Origin of the sequence: Niallia circulans (assembly GCF_007273535.1) — a bacterium.
In the GTDB taxonomy this organism is placed as follows: Bacteria; Bacillota; Bacilli; order Bacillales; family Cytobacillaceae; genus Niallia; species Niallia circulans_B.
This window is the reverse complement of record NZ_RIBP01000004.1, coordinates 1,010,001-1,025,000: the sequence shown is the minus strand read 5'-3', so window position 1 is coordinate 1,025,000 and position 15,000 is coordinate 1,010,001. Positions and strand designations below refer to the sequence as shown.

The 15,000-nt window shown below is 39.1% G+C and carries 12 protein-coding genes, 1 tRNA gene, 2 rRNA genes, 1 other RNA gene and 1 other annotated feature (2 of these 17 running past the window's edge); of the genes, 11 read left to right on the top strand and 5 right to left on the bottom strand.

Annotation, left to right across the window (positions count from 1 at the left end):
• Together CEQ21_RS13115 and rrf are read left to right on the top strand one after the other, a co-directional pair.
• Positions 1–1,194, top strand: a 23S ribosomal RNA gene (locus CEQ21_RS13115) (it extends 1,740 nt beyond the left edge of the window).
• Between the two features lie 192 nt (positions 1,195–1,386).
• A 5S ribosomal RNA gene (rrf, locus tag CEQ21_RS13110) occupies positions 1,387–1,503 on the top strand.
• 71 nt (positions 1,504–1,574) lie between these two features.
• Here rrf and CEQ21_RS13105 read toward each other — a convergent pair.
• Complete coding sequence (locus CEQ21_RS13105; RefSeq protein ID WP_185764907.1) at positions 1,575–2,525, bottom strand: YaaC family protein; 951 nt, start codon at positions 2,523–2,525, stop codon at positions 1,575–1,577.
• Positions 2,526–2,639: 114 nt separating this feature from the next.
• On the opposite strand from CEQ21_RS13105, the gene guaB reads away from it, so the two are divergent.
• From guaB to CEQ21_RS13085, 4 genes are all read left to right on the top strand, one after another.
• On the top strand, positions 2,640–4,106 hold the full coding sequence (gene guaB, locus CEQ21_RS13100; protein WP_185764906.1) for an IMP dehydrogenase: 1,467 nt from the start codon (positions 2,640–2,642) through the stop codon (positions 4,104–4,106).
• Positions 4,107–4,274: 168 nt separating this feature from the next.
• Positions 4,275–5,597 carry a serine hydrolase gene (locus CEQ21_RS13095; RefSeq protein ID WP_185767263.1) on the top strand — a complete coding sequence of 441 codons (1,323 nt, stop codon included), beginning with the start codon at positions 4,275–4,277 and terminating at the stop codon, positions 5,595–5,597.
• Positions 5,598–5,853: 256 nt separating this feature from the next.
• Positions 5,854–6,082, top strand: a binding site (T-box leader).
• A gap of 81 nt (positions 6,083–6,163) precedes the next feature.
• Positions 6,164–7,438, top strand: coding sequence for a serine--tRNA ligase (gene serS / locus CEQ21_RS13090; protein ID WP_185764905.1), 1,275 nt, complete (start codon positions 6,164–6,166; stop codon positions 7,436–7,438).
• A 110-nt stretch (positions 7,439–7,548) separates the two neighbouring features.
• Positions 7,549–7,641: transfer RNA gene (locus CEQ21_RS13085), tRNA-Ser, on the top strand.
• A 108-nt stretch (positions 7,642–7,749) separates the two neighbouring features.
• Here CEQ21_RS13085 and CEQ21_RS13080 read toward each other — a convergent pair.
• The 4 genes from CEQ21_RS13080 to CEQ21_RS13065 form a co-directional block, all read right to left on the bottom strand.
• A complete protein-coding gene (locus CEQ21_RS13080) occupies positions 7,750–8,418 on the bottom strand; it encodes a deoxynucleoside kinase (protein ID WP_185764904.1) in 669 nt (222 codons plus the stop codon).
• Positions 8,396–9,055 (bottom strand): deoxynucleoside kinase, encoded by a 660-nt coding sequence (locus CEQ21_RS13075; RefSeq protein ID WP_185764903.1) that lies wholly within the window; start codon positions 9,053–9,055, stop codon positions 8,396–8,398. Before CEQ21_RS13075 ends, CEQ21_RS13080 begins: the two co-directional genes overlap by 23 nt.
• A gap of 220 nt (positions 9,056–9,275) precedes the next feature.
• Positions 9,276–10,559: a LysM peptidoglycan-binding domain-containing protein gene (locus CEQ21_RS13070; RefSeq protein WP_185764902.1), complete on the bottom strand. Its 1,284-nt coding sequence runs from the start codon at positions 10,557–10,559 to the stop codon at positions 9,276–9,278.
• A gap of 40 nt (positions 10,560–10,599) precedes the next feature.
• The gene (locus CEQ21_RS13065; RefSeq protein ID WP_185764901.1) at positions 10,600–11,163 is read right to left on the bottom strand and encodes a cysteine hydrolase family protein; all 564 of its coding nucleotides are present in this window, start codon (positions 11,161–11,163) and stop codon (positions 10,600–10,602) included.
• Between the two features lie 116 nt (positions 11,164–11,279).
• Here CEQ21_RS13065 and tadA point away from each other — a divergent pair, with 116 nt between their 5' ends.
• The 5 genes from tadA to recR all read left to right on the top strand — a co-directional run.
• Entirely contained in the window at positions 11,280–11,801 is a 522-nt protein-coding gene (gene tadA, locus CEQ21_RS13060) for a tRNA adenosine(34) deaminase TadA (protein ID WP_185764900.1), read from the top strand.
• 76 nt (positions 11,802–11,877) lie between these two features.
• An RNA gene (gene ffs, locus CEQ21_RS13055) (signal recognition particle sRNA large type) lies at positions 11,878–12,142 on the top strand.
• Between the two features lie 167 nt (positions 12,143–12,309).
• A complete protein-coding gene (dnaX, locus tag CEQ21_RS13050; RefSeq protein ID WP_185764899.1) occupies positions 12,310–14,016 on the top strand; it encodes a DNA polymerase III subunit gamma/tau in 1,707 nt (568 codons plus the stop codon).
• 82 nt (positions 14,017–14,098) lie between these two features.
• A complete protein-coding gene (locus tag CEQ21_RS13045; protein ID WP_127743018.1) occupies positions 14,099–14,419 on the top strand; it encodes a YbaB/EbfC family nucleoid-associated protein in 321 nt (106 codons plus the stop codon).
• An 11-nt stretch (positions 14,420–14,430) separates the two neighbouring features.
• Positions 14,431–15,000, top strand: the 5' portion of a protein-coding gene (gene recR / locus CEQ21_RS13040) for a recombination mediator RecR (protein WP_185764898.1). The gene runs 27 nt beyond the window's last position; only the first 570 of its 597 coding nucleotides appear in the window; it begins with the start codon at positions 14,431–14,433; its stop codon lies off the right edge, out of view.

Sequence of the window (15,000 nt, the reverse complement as noted above, 5' to 3'; positions counted from 1 at the left end):
CTTCGGGAGAAGGGGTGCTCTTTTGGGTGCAAGCCCGAGAGAGCCGCAGTGAATAGGCCCAGGCGACTGTTTAGCAAAAACACAGGTCTCTGCGAAGCCGTAAGGCGAAGTATAGGGGCTGACACCTGCCCGGTGCTGGAAGGTTAAGAGGAGGGGTTAGCGTTCGCGCGAAGCTCTGAATTGAAGCCCCAGTAAACGGCGGCCGTAACTATAACGGTCCTAAGGTAGCGAAATTCCTTGTCGGGTAAGTTCCGACCCGCACGAAAGGTGTAACGATCTGGGCACTGTCTCAACGAGAGACTCGGTGAAATTATAGTACCTGTGAAGATGCAGGTTACCCGCGACAGGACGGAAAGACCCCGTGGAGCTTTACTGTAGCCTGATATTGAATTTTGGTACAGCTTGTACAGGATAGGTAGGAGCCTTGGAAGCCGGAGCGCCAGCTTCGGTGGAGGCATTGGTGGGATACTACCCTGGCTGTATTGACATTCTAACCCGCACCCCTTATCGGGGTGGGAGACAGTGTCAGGTGGGCAGTTTGACTGGGGCGGTCGCCTCCTAAAAAGTAACGGAGGCGCCCAAAGGTTCCCTCAGAATGGTTGGAAATCATTCGTAGAGTGTAAAGGCACAAGGGAGCTTGACTGCGAGACCTACAAGTCGAGCAGGGACGAAAGTCGGGCTTAGTGATCCGGTGGTTCCGCATGGAAGGGCCATCGCTCAACGGATAAAAGCTACCCCGGGGATAACAGGCTTATCTCCCCCAAGAGTCCACATCGACGGGGAGGTTTGGCACCTCGATGTCGGCTCATCGCATCCTGGGGCTGTAGTCGGTCCCAAGGGTTGGGCTGTTCGCCCATTAAAGCGGTACGCGAGCTGGGTTCAGAACGTCGTGAGACAGTTCGGTCCCTATCCGTCGTGGGCGTAGGAAATTTGAGAGGAGCTGTCCTTAGTACGAGAGGACCGGGATGGACGCACCGCTGGTGTACCAGTTGTCTTGCCAAAGGCATAGCTGGGTAGCTATGTGCGGAAGGGATAAGTGCTGAAAGCATCTAAGCATGAAGCCCCCCTCGAGATGAGATTTCCCATAGCGTAAGCTAGTAAGATCCCTGAAAGATGATCAGGTTGATAGGTTTGAGGTGGAAGCATGGTGACATGTGGAGCTGACAAATACTAATAGATCGAGGACTTAACTAAAATGAAAAGCGGAAAAAGACCGCTTAAATCGGTAGGGTGTTGGAGCACACGAATAGCAGTCGTAAGACTGTGTGTGAGTGAGTGAAACAGCCGTACGATTTGGCTTTTGAAGCTGGACAAAAGATTACTTGGTTCTTGCTTTTCTTCTTATATGATTTAGTTTTGAGAGAACAACTCATAAAAACATAATAGTCTGGTGGCGATAGCGAGAAGGTCACACCCGTTCCCATACCGAACACGGAAGTTAAGCTTCTCAGCGCCGATGGTAGTTGGGGGCTCTCCCCCTGTGAGAGTAGGACGTCGCCAGGCACGAACAAAAGCATCTAGTACATTACTAGATGCTTTTTTGCAATGCTTTTGGAGATAAAGTTGAAATTCAGCTACATTTTTTTCGCTAAAAAGTTATAAATGAGTTGAGGCCCTTTTTTGGCTGCAATCGATAGAAAAGATTCAATATACGGATAATCCTGATTTGGCATTGTCTTGAGAAGCTCACTCCACCACTCTATTTCGTATCTGGCAATCATGCTTAAATTATATAATAATAAGTAATGCACCAAAATTTCTGGCAGTTGTACACTTCGTTTTTCTATTGGAATATAGTGTTTGTTATCCATCACATTGTAGTAAAAGGGAGGAACTGGTTTTACAGGTTCAGAAAAAGCAACTTCAATACTCGTCTTACATGGTTTAATATTCCTGATTGGGTTTTCAAGCTGTGACTCCAAATAATGTTGAAAGCGATCTTTACTCATAAAGTAGCTGTCTAAAATCTTAGAAGGAATAATTGCCTCTGTGTTTGAAAAGGAAACTGGTAGGAAGGAAGGATTACCTGTAAATATATGAAATAGATCACTAAGTTCAGGTATTTGTTGCAAAAGTTCTCCCATTTGGAATTTCTCTCCCTCGATTGAAGGAAATTGAAACATATTCTCAGACATACAGGTAAACAGACCATTTTTTTGGATTTTTATTTCGTCCTTAAAAAATAAGTACTGCTGCTTTTTTCTTTTTCTTGTTGATACACCATGTGCCAGTACAGAGGTACTGCTTGGGTAAGACGGATCTATTGTAAGTAGACATGCTTTAATTAAGTGAACAAATCCATAAAATAGTAAAACAGGCTGTATACTAATTGGTGAGTTAAGGGCCTGTTGGTAATAGAGCTTGCCATGCTCTAGAAAATAAATAAATGGATAACAGTTTTGATAGCTCTTTGTTTCGACTTCATTTGTATGAAGTAATTTATAACATTTTTTTAGAAAAAGCTGGGAGTATTCTGCTGAAAAAAAGCAGCTAAATGAATCCCAATCCTTGTAGGAACTGTACATATGTATTGCCTCCTGAATTTTTTGAAAAATGAAACTTATTAAACTAACCTTGACAGTATTTTGTCCAATTGATAACCTACTAATAATATTTTTTTACTAATTGGAGGCGTTAAAATGTGGGAAAGTAAGTTTGCTAAAGAAGGTTTAACCTTTGATGATGTTTTATTGATACCAGCTAAATCAGAAGTTTTACCAAGAGATGTCAGCTTAAAAGTGGAATTGGCACCGAATTTAAAATTAAACATTCCGTTGATTAGTGCTGGAATGGATACTGTTACAGAGGCAGAAATGGCTATAGCTATTGCAAGACAAGGTGGAATGGGTATTATCCATAAAAACATGTCAATTGAGCAGCAAGCTGAGCAAGTAGATAAAGTTAAACGCTCAGAGAGTGGCGTTATTACTGATCCATTCTTCTTAACTCCAGATCATCAAGTATTTGATGCTGAACATCTAATGGGCAAATACCGTATTTCTGGTGTACCTATTGTTAACAATAATGATGATCAAAAATTAGTTGGTATCTTAACAAATAGAGATTTACGCTTCATAGAAGACTTTTCCATTAAAATTAGCGATGTAATGACTAAGGAAGACTTAGTAACGGCTCCAGTTGGTACAACATTGGACGAAGCAGAGAAGATTCTGCAAAAACATAAAATTGAAAAATTGCCTCTTATCAATGAGGATGGAGTCTTAAAAGGCCTTATTACAATCAAAGATATTGAAAAGGTAATTGAGTTTCCTAATTCTGCGAAGGATGCACAGGGCAGACTGCTTGTAGGTGCGGCTGTCGGTGTTACAGCTGATGCAATTAAACGAGTTGAACTCCTTGTTAAATCCCAAGTCGATGCTATCGTAATCGATACAGCACACGGCCATTCAAAAGGCGTTTTAGACGGTATAAGAGATATTAGAAATGCTTTCCCTGAATTAACTATTATCGCTGGAAACGTGGCAACTGCAGAAGGCACAAAAGCACTTATAGAAGCAGGGGCAGATGTTGTTAAAGTAGGTATTGGTCCAGGATCAATCTGTACGACAAGGGTTGTTGCTGGTGTAGGTGTTCCACAAATCACTGCAGTTTATGACTGTGCTACAGAAGCTAGAAAGCATGGTAAAGCCATTATTGCTGATGGAGGAATTAAATACTCTGGAGATATCGTTAAAGCATTAGCAGCAGGCGGACACGCAGTAATGCTTGGAAGTCTTCTTGCAGGTGTATCTGAAAGCCCTGGAGAAACGGAAATATTCCAAGGCCGACGCTTTAAAGTATATAGAGGAATGGGATCTGTATCTGCGATGGAAAAAGGTTCAAAAGACCGTTACTTCCAAGAAGATAATAAAAAGTTCGTTCCAGAGGGTATTGAAGGCCGTCTACCATATAAAGGACCACTTTCTGATACTATCTATCAATTGGTAGGTGGAATTCGTTCAGGTATGGGATATTGCGGTTCTAAGGATCTTCAAGAATTGAGAGAGCATTCACAATTTGTAAAAATGACTGGTGCTGGTTTAAGAGAAAGCCACCCACATGATGTGCAAATTACAAAAGAAGCTCCAAACTACTCTATTTCATAATATTAGTTTTGCAATTGTTACGGAATATTACAATAGATGGTGAACTCTATCACCGTCTATTTTTTTTGTTTTTTTTATGGTAAACTGTACAAGGGAAATTCTTAATAAAAAAATAATTTAAAGTTTAATAGATAATCTTAAGTGTTGGAGGTTTTATTAGTGAAACAAATGAGAAAGTGGACCTTGTACTTACTTATGACAATGCTTGTTATAAGTGCTGTGGCAGCAGGTCTACCGCAACAAGCAAATGCAGCTGAGAATGACGATTTGGGATTGGATGCTGGGGCAGCAATATTAGTAGATGCTGCTACAGGTGAGATATTGTATGAAAAAAATGCCGATAAACTAATGGGCGTGGCATCCATGTCAAAAATGATGACAGAATATAATGTCCTTGAAGCAATCAAAGAAGGAAAAATTAGCTGGGATCAAAAAGTTAAAATAAACAATTATATTCATCGTTTATCCGGTGCTCCTGGTTTGTCTAATATTGGCTTGACTGAAGGCGAAGAGTATACAGTAAAAGAACTTTATCAAGCAATGGGAATATTCTCAGGTAATGCTGCAACTGTCGCACTTGCTGAACTTCTTGCTGGAACAGAAAAAAACTATATTAATGTTATGAACGAAAAAGCAGAAGAGTTAGGACTTAAAGATTACAAGTTTGTTAACGCTTCTGGTTTAAATAATACGGACCTTTTGGGCAGTTATCCTGCAGGCAGCGAAACAGATGAAAATGAAATGAGTGCTAAAGCTGTTGCAAAACTCGCTTACCATTTACTAATCGATTATCCGGAAGTACTGGAGACATCCAGCATGCCAAAACTTAAATTCCGTGATAATAGAACATACGCTAACTTTAACTGGCTGTTACCTTCATTGGTATTTGGCTATGAAGGAGCAGATGGTCTAAAAACAGGTTCTACTGATTATGCAGGCTATAATGTAACAGCAACTGCAAAACGTGGTGATCAACGAATTATTGCTGTTATTATGAAAAGTGAAACTAAAAACAGTCGCTTCACAGAGGCAACTAAGCTGTTAGATTACGGATTTAATAATTTTAGTACAGAAGAAGTTCTTCCTGCTGGTTATACAGTAAAAGGCAATGAATCGTTAAAAGTAACAAAGGGTAAAGAAGACACTGTAAAAATCCAAACGAGTGATGCTGTTAATTTAATGATCAAGAAAACAGATAAAGAAAATTATGTGGCAAAGCTAGTATTGGATGATAAAAAGTTAAACAGCAATGGTGAATTAGCTGCTCCAGTAAAAAAAGGTGATAAGGTTGGTCATGTCACTTTAGAGACAAAGGATGGCAAAGCAGTACAGTTTTTAACTAGTGATGGAGAAAAGAAAGCTAGTGTAGATGTTGTAGCAGCAGAAACGGTTGAAAAAGCAAACTGGTTCGTATTGGCAATGCGCGGCGTTGGCTCCTTCTTTGCTAATATCTGGGACAGTGTTTCATCGACAGTAAAGGGCTGGTTCTAATAAAAAGAGATTCCTGTATAAACAGGAATCTTTTTTTATTCTTTATTACTAACAAGGACATCTTTTTATTCTATAGAAAATAAAGTTTGATTGACATCATGTACTAAGCTCCAGCAAGCGCATATATTATATGAAGCTGGTTCTACCACCATTAAACAATAATTAGTCCGTGGGGAGCACGCCATAAAGAACTAAATTGTATATAGTGGTTGAACTTTGTTCATAATTATAGTACGATGAAAAAAACTTATATATGGTATCTACAATGATAGGAAACAGTAGCAGGATAAATTTATTCTTAAGAGAGCCGATGGCTGGTGTGAATCGGTGAATATAGCCTGTGAATCCATCCTAGAGTTAAAACAAGGAAAGTCAGCTAATTTGGCGAGTAATTGTTTTCGGTTTAAAAAACCGTTATGTTTTTTTAAGGTGGAAAGCATATGCTTTCAACTAGGGTGGCAACGCGGGTAACTCTCGTCCCTTTTTGGGGACGGGAGTTTTTTGTGTTCTGTTATGAAAATGTAAAAGTAGAGTACCTATAGATGAAAATGTAAGGAGGAAAAAAAATGCTTGATATTAAATTTGTACGCGCAAATTTTGACTTTGTGAAAGAGCAGTTGCAACATCGTGGTGAAGACCTATCTGAATTGGAATATTTTGAAGAGCTTGATACAAGAAGACGAGAATTGATTGTTGAAACAGAACAACTAAAAAGCAGAAGAAATGAAGTTTCTCAAGAGGTTGCCGCATTAAAACGTGAGAAAAAGGATGCTGAGGCATTAATCCTTGAAATGCGTGAAGTTGGCGAAAAAATCAAGGGATTTGACGATGAACTGCGCCAAGTGGAAGAAAGACTGAACACAATAATGCTAGGTATACCAAACCTTCCTCATGAAAGTGTTCCAGTTGGTGATACAGAAGATGATAATGTGGAAATAAGAAAATGGGGCGAAGTAAGAGAATTTGATTTCGAGCCAAAACCACATTGGGATGTTGCAACTGATTTGGATCTACTTGATTTCGAAAGAGCAGCAAAGGTAACTGGAAGTCGTTTTGTATTTTACAAAGGGCTTGGTGCTAGACTAGAAAGAGCTTTGTTTAACTTTATGCTTGATCTTCATACAGAAGAGCATGGCTATAAGGAAGTTATACCTCCGTTCTTAGTTAATAGAGCAAGTTTAACGGGAACTGGACAGCTTCCTAAATTTGAAGAGGATGCTTTCTTAATCGAGAAAGAGGATTATTTCTTAATCCCTACATCAGAAGTACCTGTTACAAACCTGCATCGTGATGAGATTTTAGATGGTGATCAGCTTCCTATCAAATATGCAGCATTCAGTGCTAACTTCCGTTCAGAAGCAGGTTCGGCTGGAAGAGATACAAGAGGACTAATTAGACAGCATCAGTTTAATAAAGTAGAGTTAGTTAAGTTTGTTAAACCAGAGGATTCTTATGAAGAGTTGGAAACATTGACTGGAAATGCAGAGAAAGTCTTGCAGCTTCTTGGATTACCATACCGAGTACTAAGCATGTGCACAGGTGACTTAGGTTTCACAGCTGCAAAAAAATACGATGTAGAAGTCTGGATACCAAGCTATGGTTCTTACAGAGAAATATCTTCTTGCAGTAACTTTGAAGCATTCCAAGCAAGAAGAGCAAACATCCGCTTCAGACGAGAAGCAAAGGGCAAGCCAGAGCATGTGCATACACTTAATGGCTCTGGACTTGCGATTGGCCGTACAGTTGCAGCACTACTTGAGAACTATCAGCAAGAGGATGGCAGTGTAGTTATTCCTGAGGTATTGCGCCCGTATATGGGAAATAGAGAGGTTATAAAGTAATCAGTTAGAGCATTATAATATATAGGAGGAGCTGTTGCTTCTTCTATATATTAATATAAAAATTTAATTGACATAGATAATCCACTATGATATATTATTCTTTGTCTGATGGAGGAATACCCAAGTCCGGCTGAAGGGATCGGTCTTGAAAACCGACAGGCGGGTCAAACCGCGCAGGGGTTCGAATCCCCTTTCCTCCTCCATGATTATTTTTTCTAACATTGCGCATAAATATTGGAGATATAAGGTCTGCTGTTTACAGCAGGCCTTTTTTTTTATACAAAAAAAGAAGAGGAGCAGTCTCCTCTTCTTTATCTTTTTGCAAGGTTTTTTTGTTCTAAAATAACAGCTATTTTTTCAAGGATTGGTTCAATTGCAGAAGTTCCTTCTGTAGCATCATAGTCATTAATGTTAAGACGCAGTACAGGACATGATGAGAAAGAATCTATCCACTTTTCATAACGACTGTGCATTTCCTGCCAATACTCAACTGGTGTCTCTTTCTCCATTGTACGTCCTCTTTTATCAATTCTCGCAAGAATATCATCTAATGAGCCTTCTAAATAAATTAATAAATCAGGATGAGGGAAGTAAGGAGTCATAACCATAGCATCGAATAAGCTTGTATATGTTTCGTAGTCTGTTTCAGACATCGTGCCTTTTTCATAGTGCATTCTTGCGAATATGCCTGTATCTTCGTATATAGAGCGATCTTGTATGAAGCCTCCTCCATATTCAAAGATTTTTTTCTGTTCTTTAAATCTTTCAGCAAGAAAGTATACTTGCAGATGAAAACTCCATCTGCTGAAATCATGGTAAAACTTATCTAAATATGGGTTTGTATCAACCTTTTCAAAGGATGTGCGGAATTGAAGCGCATCAGCTAGTGCGTTTGTTAATGTCGACTTGCCGACACCGACTGTTCCAGCAATCGTGATGACTGAATTGCTTGGAATATTATATTTCTTGCGTAGATTCATGATTATATGCTCCTAATTTTAAAGTTTGCTTAATTTTATCAATGATAGTGTCAAGATCTTTTTTGTTTTTGACAAAGTCTAAAGCATCGCCGTTGAATGGAAGCACTTGGACGTCCGGGTACTGCTTTTGATACTTTTCCATCACATCTTGATAGTCTGCTGACAATTGCTCTAAATATAAAGGACTGATATTTTTTTCAATATCTCTGTCTCTTTTTTGTATGCGTTCCATAAGAGTGTCAAGGCTAGCATGAAGATAGATGATGATGTTCGGTGCAGGTAATTCTTCTGTCAGTACATCATAAATTCGGATATATTTAGATAGCTCTTTTTCTTGCAGGGTTCTTTTTGCAAAAATTAAATTCTTTAATATATGATAATCAGCTATGACAGGAATATTCTTGTCTAAAAAGTTGGATTGTATATCATTAAGTTGTTTATATCGATTGCATAAAAAAAACATTTCCGTTTGGAAACTCCATTCATCAATGTTCTCGTAAAATTTTCCTAAAAAAGGGTTTTCCTCAACGATTTCCTTCAATAGGTGATACTGAAAATGGTCAGAAATCAGCTTCGCTAACGAAGTTTTTCCAACACCAATAGGACCTTCTACTGTAATAAAAGGGATATTGTTCAATGCTTGTCCCCCCAATTTATATATTAAAAAAATAAAAAAGACATATGAAGTCATTTTAACATATGAGAAGCAGTTGTGGACATAAACTATCGTTAAATAAAGCTGCATGATATTTCCTGAGAAATGTAGGTGGTATGTCCTTAAAAGTAGTTAATCATAAAAAAAAGCTGCCTTTTTATAAAGGCAACTAATTGACAACTATTAACCATAAGTGCCGATATCATCTTTTCGTCACGTTGAAGTTATCTGATATCAACAGCCAATTTTGTGGGAAAGGCAAGCCGAGCTTCCAATAGCTTACACCTCTAATATCAAGCTCTTTCACAAGGTCGAACTTTGCCTGAATGGACCTTGCATCCTCAAACCAAACCTCATGCTGACGTCCTTGGGCATCTGTATAGTTAAAATGTGGCGCTTGGGCAGTCGTGTCATAAAGTATGGCGACGTTATTATCTGCCGCAAGCTGAATTGCACTCTGTGGACTAACTGCCTTTGCAACAGATCCTTGAACGAAAGGAAGTGTCCAGTCGTATCCGTAAAGGTTTTGTCCCATCATTATTTTGTTTGACGGCATTTCTGTGAGTGCGTATTCAAGGACATTACGCACTGGTCCAATAGGTGAGACTGCCATTGCTGGTCCGCCACTATAACCCCACTCATATGTCATTATTACGACAAAGTCTACAATTTCTCCGTGCGCGCGATAGTCGTGAGCTTCATACCATTTACCCTTCTGGCCAGCGCTTGTTTTCGGAGCTAAAGCAGTGGAAAGGAGCCAACCTTCTCGAGAGAAGCGTGCTTTTGCTTTACGTAAAAATGCATTATAAGCTTCTCGGTCTGCGGGTCTTAAATATTCAAAATCAAAGTGGATGTCTCTAAATCCATATTTCTTTGCAGTCGCCACGATATTATTTAAAAAGGTATTTTGAATTGCTTGATCATTTAATAGGATTCTTCCTAGCTCATCACTGAATTGATCATTTTCTTGATTTGTGATTACCATCATCAGTACATTATTATTATTTGCCGCAATGGAAGGGAAATTACCAAGCAGAGGCTCTTTTAGTTGTCCATTTCTAAGTGCTTGGAAGCTGAATGGGGCAAGATAGGTTAAGTATGGAGCTGCTTCTCTTGCTGAAGACTCAAGCGCAGGAGCTACTGTAGTACCCCGCGGCTCGACATAAGCATTGAATTCTCCTGCTCTTTTCGGTTGCTGTGGAATATATAAGCGATACCCTACCGTTAATGCGCTGTTTGGTGATAAGCGGTTAACACTAGCCAACTGCTGATAAGACATACCAAATCTTCTGGAAATAGAAAATAGGCTGTCCCCTGGTTGAACCCAATAGAACCGTCCAACAATTGGGATGACAAGCGCTTGGCCGATAACCAGCTTATTAGGATTAGGTAAATTATTCGCCTCAACAATATTTGTTACGGTAGTTCCATAAGCTTGAGCAATGCCTGTCAACGTCTGGTTTGCCTGGACAACGTGTATCTGCATGGGAAAATCCCCTCCTGCTGTTAAGATTCCTTATTGCAGTCTATGTGTTAATTGGGGATGACATGATACTATTTTTTTCATACTTAAATATTTTTGCATCCATGACATTCTTCATCATGGTTAAGGCATAGCTATTATCTTGCTCATCTACCGAGGCAATGCAATTCTCTGGAACAATCAATGAATATTCTCTCATATAAGCATCATTTGCTGTGAAGAGTACACAAATATTGCCGGCAATACCTGTTAGGATAAGCTCATCCACCTTTAGCTGATGAAGCAGTGTATTCAAGGCAGTTCCATAAAAGGCTGAATGCTTTGGTTTAATTAAGAAGTAATCTTGCTCCTTTGGAGTAAGCAGGGTAAAAATAGTATCGTTGTATTCATTTGAGCAATATTCAATGATTTTGGCTAAATCGGCTTTCCATAAGCTATAATGATCATTGATATAAATTACAGGGATCTTAGATTTATGGCAATAATTCTTCAAGGCGGATATATTTTTTGCGATTAATGAAGCTTTTTCAGCTAAAATGGATCCGTGTTCGAATTGAAAGTCATTGATCATGTCGATTATTAAGAGTGCTTTAGATGAATTGTTCATATGTAACCTCTCTTTTTTTATAGTAATTAGTAATAAATGTGTCATTAGTTTAAGTAACTTAAGAAAATAAATTACACTTTTTAATAAAAACAATAGTAAGCACAGGGTGATAAATAATGAATGTAGAAAAAGATGATAATTATTTTATGAGAATTGCCATGGATGAAGCGAAAAGAGCAGGTAATCTTGGAGAGGTTCCTATAGGAGCTGTTGTTGTGCTAGATGGGGTAGTAATCTCAAAGGCACATAATTTGCGCGAGGCAGAGCAGAGAGCAATTGCTCATGCTGAGCTTTTGGCAATAGATTTAGCCTGTAAAGAAACAGGAAGCTGGAGATTGGATAATGCGACACTGTACGTTACGCTTGAGCCATGTGCAATGTGCTCGGGGGCAATTCTCCTTTCTCGAGTTAAAAAGGTAGTCTACGGTGCAAGTGATCCTAAGGGAGGATGTGCAGGCACTTTCATGAATCTTCTTCAGGATGACCGATTCAATCATCAGTGTGAGCTAGTATCTGGAGTACTAGAAAAGGAAACCGGCGAGCTATTAACAAACTTCTTCCGAGAACTTCGTGAAAGAAAAAAAGCGGAGAAGAAAAAAAGAGCAGAAAATAATATTACAAAAATTAACAGCTTATAATTATTGCTTTTTTGGTTGAATATAAGTATACTTAGTTTGTGTCCAAGATGACACATTAAATTTGGTATCAAGTTTGTCGTGCTAAGCGGGGAGGTAGCGGTGCCCTGTACTCGCAATCCGCTCTAGCGAGGCTGAACTCCTTTCTGAGGCTAGTATCCTGTAGGGTCTGCCTTAAGTAAGTGGTGTTGACGTCCGGGTCCTGCGCAATGGGAATCCATGAACTATGTCAGGTCCGGAAGGAAGCAGCATTAAGTGGACACCCCCATGTGCCGCAGGGTTGCCTGGACTGAGCTAACTGCTTAAGTAACGCTTATGGGTGCTAGTCGACGAAAGGTGCACGGCAGTTAAACTTTATAATAATAAAGACTCATTCTTGTGATAAGAGTGAGTCTTTTTAGTTATAAAAAGGAATACTACGGTTATGTATAAAAGTTTGTACCGTTGTTTTAATGTAAAAATACATATAGATAAGATATAATAAAAAGAGCGGAAAGAAAGGGGGGCAAGCATGAATTACCAAGCATTATATCGGGTATGGAGACCGCAGCAATTTATTGATGTAGTAGGTCAGGAACATATAACAAAAACACTCCAGAATGCCCTTCTTCAGCAAAAAACAACGCATGCATACTTATTCTCAGGCCCAAGAGGAACTGGTAAAACAAGTGCTGCCAAGATTCTTGCAAAAGCGGTAAACTGCGAAAGAGCTCCAATAAGTGAGCCGTGCAACGAGTGTGCTGCATGTAAAGGAATTACAGATGGCTCCATTCCAGATGTGATAGAAATAGATGCTGCTTCCAATAACGGAGTAGAGGAAATAAGGGATATTAGAGATAAAGTAAAATATGCCCCGAGTTCTGTCCCATATAAGGTTTATATAATAGACGAAGTGCATATGCTTTCTATTGGAGCATTCAATGCATTATTAAAAACATTAGAGGAACCACCTAAGCATGTAATCTTCATTTTGGCCACTACTGAGCCACATAAAATACCATTAACGATTATCTCCAGATGTCAACGCTTTGACTTTAGAAGAATTACAGCTCAATCGATTGTGAAGAGAATGAGGCTTATTATAGATGAATCTGGTATATCATGTGATGATAAGGCCCTCCAGATGATAGCTCGCGCAGCCGATGGTGGAATGCGGGATGCCTTGAGTTTGTTGGACCAAGCTATCTCTTACAGTCAAGATAGTGTAACTGTAGAAGATGCATTAACTGTTACAGGTGCTGTTTCACAAGGGTTTCTAAATGAACTGGCAAAAGCAGTTTATGAAAAAGATACTGTAAAAGGACTGCAATCGTTAGATGAATTGCTGTTTTCTGGAAAAGACCCATCCCGATTTATTGAAGACTTTATTTTCTTCTTTCGAGATATGCTGTTGTATAAAACTGCACCTAATTTGGAAGAGTCATTGGAGAGGGTTATGCTTGATGACGAATTCAGAGACTTAGCTGATCTTTATGGACAGGAGCAAATATATGAACTAATCAGCTTGTTGAACAAAACACAGCAGGATATGCGGTGGACAAATCATCCCAGAATTTTTCTAGAGGTAGCTATCGTTAAATTGTGTCAAATGGCAACTTCATTAAATGAATCCAGTGTTGGCGCACCGTCAAGCAGTGAAATACAAGGACTTATTTCTAAAATAAACAGTCTGGAAGAAGAATTAGCTAGAATACGACAGTCAGGTATAAGTAGCTCACCAGAGGAAGCTGCACCTCAGAAGAAGGTGAGGTCAAACCGAAAGGGATTCCAGGCACCTACTGGGAAAATCAATGAAATACTCAAAGCTGCAACGAAACAAGAGCTTCAAAATATAAAGAGCAATTGGGGAAATATGCTTGGACAACTCGTTAAAAACCAGATGAGATCGCAAGCGGCTCTCTTAAATGAAGCAGAACCGGTTGCTGCATCGACGGATTCGATTGTTATTAAATTTAAATATGAAATCCACTGTCAAATGGCATTAGATAATGTTAAATTTATAGAGACAATTACGTCTTCTCTTCAACAGCTTTTGGGAAGAAGCTATAAATTAGTAGGAGTCCCTGAAGAGCAGTGGTTAAAAATAAGGGAAGAATTCTTGAATAGCTCCCATCATTCAGGTTCGGGCGAAGAAGATGGTGAAAGCCAAGCGGAAGATCCGATCGTTTCTGAGGCCAAAAAATTATTTGGTGAAGAATTGCTTGAAGTGAAGGACTGATTGTTGAACCGAAATAGAAATTTGCATATTATATAAAATATGTAAATGAAATAAATAATTATAATTTTATGGAGGTATTCTTATGCGCGGAATGGGTAATATGCAAAATATGATGAAACAAATGCAAAAAATGCAAAAGAAAATGGCGGAAGCTCAAGAGGAGCTTGGAGACAAAAGAATTGAAGGTTCTGCTGGCGGTGGAATGGTAACTGTTGTTGTAACAGGACATAAAGAAATAGTAGATGTAGTGATAAAGGAAGAGGTTGTAGATCCGGAAGACGTAGAAATGCTCCAAGATCTTGTGCTAGCAGCTACAAATGACGCATTAAAGAAAGCGGATGAGTTAACAAACTCGACAATGGGGCAATTCACTAAAGGACTTAACCTTCCTGGAATGTTCTAAGGAGGAGTTCCATGCATTATCCTGAACCAATATCGAAGCTGATAGACAGCTTTATGAAATTGCCAGGAATCGGCCCGAAAACGGCTGCTCGACTGGCGTTTTTTGTATTGAATATGAAAGAAGACACTGTGTTAGACTTTGCGAAAGCACTCGTCAATGCAAAAAGAAACCTTACTTATTGTTCTGTTTGCGGTCATATAACAGATCAAGATCCATGCTATATTTGTGAGGATACAAGAAGAAATCGTAAAATAATTTGTGTAGTACAAGATCCAAAAGATGTTATAGCGATGGAAAAAATGAAGGAATTTGATGGTTTATATCATGTTTTACATGGTGCGATTTCTCCAATGGATGGTATTGGTCCTGAGGATATCAATGTTCCTTCCCTCATCAAACGTCTTCAGGAAAGTGATGTGGAAGAGGTAATAATGGCTACCAATCCAAATATTGAGGGAGAAGCTACAGCTATGTATATTTCTCGTTTACTAAAGCCATCAGGAATAAAAATTACAAGAATAGCACACGGTTTGCCTGTTGGCGGAGACCTAGAATATGCAGATGAGGTTACTTTATCTAAA

Bases quoted from the DNA above. Each gene is read 5' to 3' on its own strand.
- guaB (WP_185764906.1), top strand. From the start codon at position 2,640: ATGTGGGAAAGTAAGTTTGCTAAAGAAGGTTTAACCTTTGATGATGTT.
- CEQ21_RS13070 (WP_185764902.1), bottom strand. From the start codon at position 10,559: ATGCAGATACACGTTGTCCAGGCAAACCAGACGTTGACAGGCATTGCT.
- CEQ21_RS13045 (WP_127743018.1), top strand. From the start codon at position 14,099: ATGCGCGGAATGGGTAATATGCAAAATATGATGAAACAAATGCAAAAA.
- CEQ21_RS13080 (WP_185764904.1), bottom strand. From the start codon at position 8,418: ATGAATCTACGCAAGAAATATAATATTCCAAGCAATTCAGTCATCACG.
- CEQ21_RS13065 (WP_185764901.1), bottom strand. From the start codon at position 11,163: ATGAACAATTCATCTAAAGCACTCTTAATAATCGACATGATCAATGAC.
- tadA (WP_185764900.1), top strand. From the start codon at position 11,280: ATGAATGTAGAAAAAGATGATAATTATTTTATGAGAATTGCCATGGAT.
- CEQ21_RS13105 (WP_185764907.1), bottom strand. From the start codon at position 2,525: ATGTACAGTTCCTACAAGGATTGGGATTCATTTAGCTGCTTTTTTTCA.
- serS (WP_185764905.1), top strand. From the start codon at position 6,164: ATGCTTGATATTAAATTTGTACGCGCAAATTTTGACTTTGTGAAAGAG.
- CEQ21_RS13095 (WP_185767263.1), top strand. From the start codon at position 4,275: ATGAGAAAGTGGACCTTGTACTTACTTATGACAATGCTTGTTATAAGT.
- dnaX (WP_185764899.1), top strand. From the start codon at position 12,310: ATGAATTACCAAGCATTATATCGGGTATGGAGACCGCAGCAATTTATT.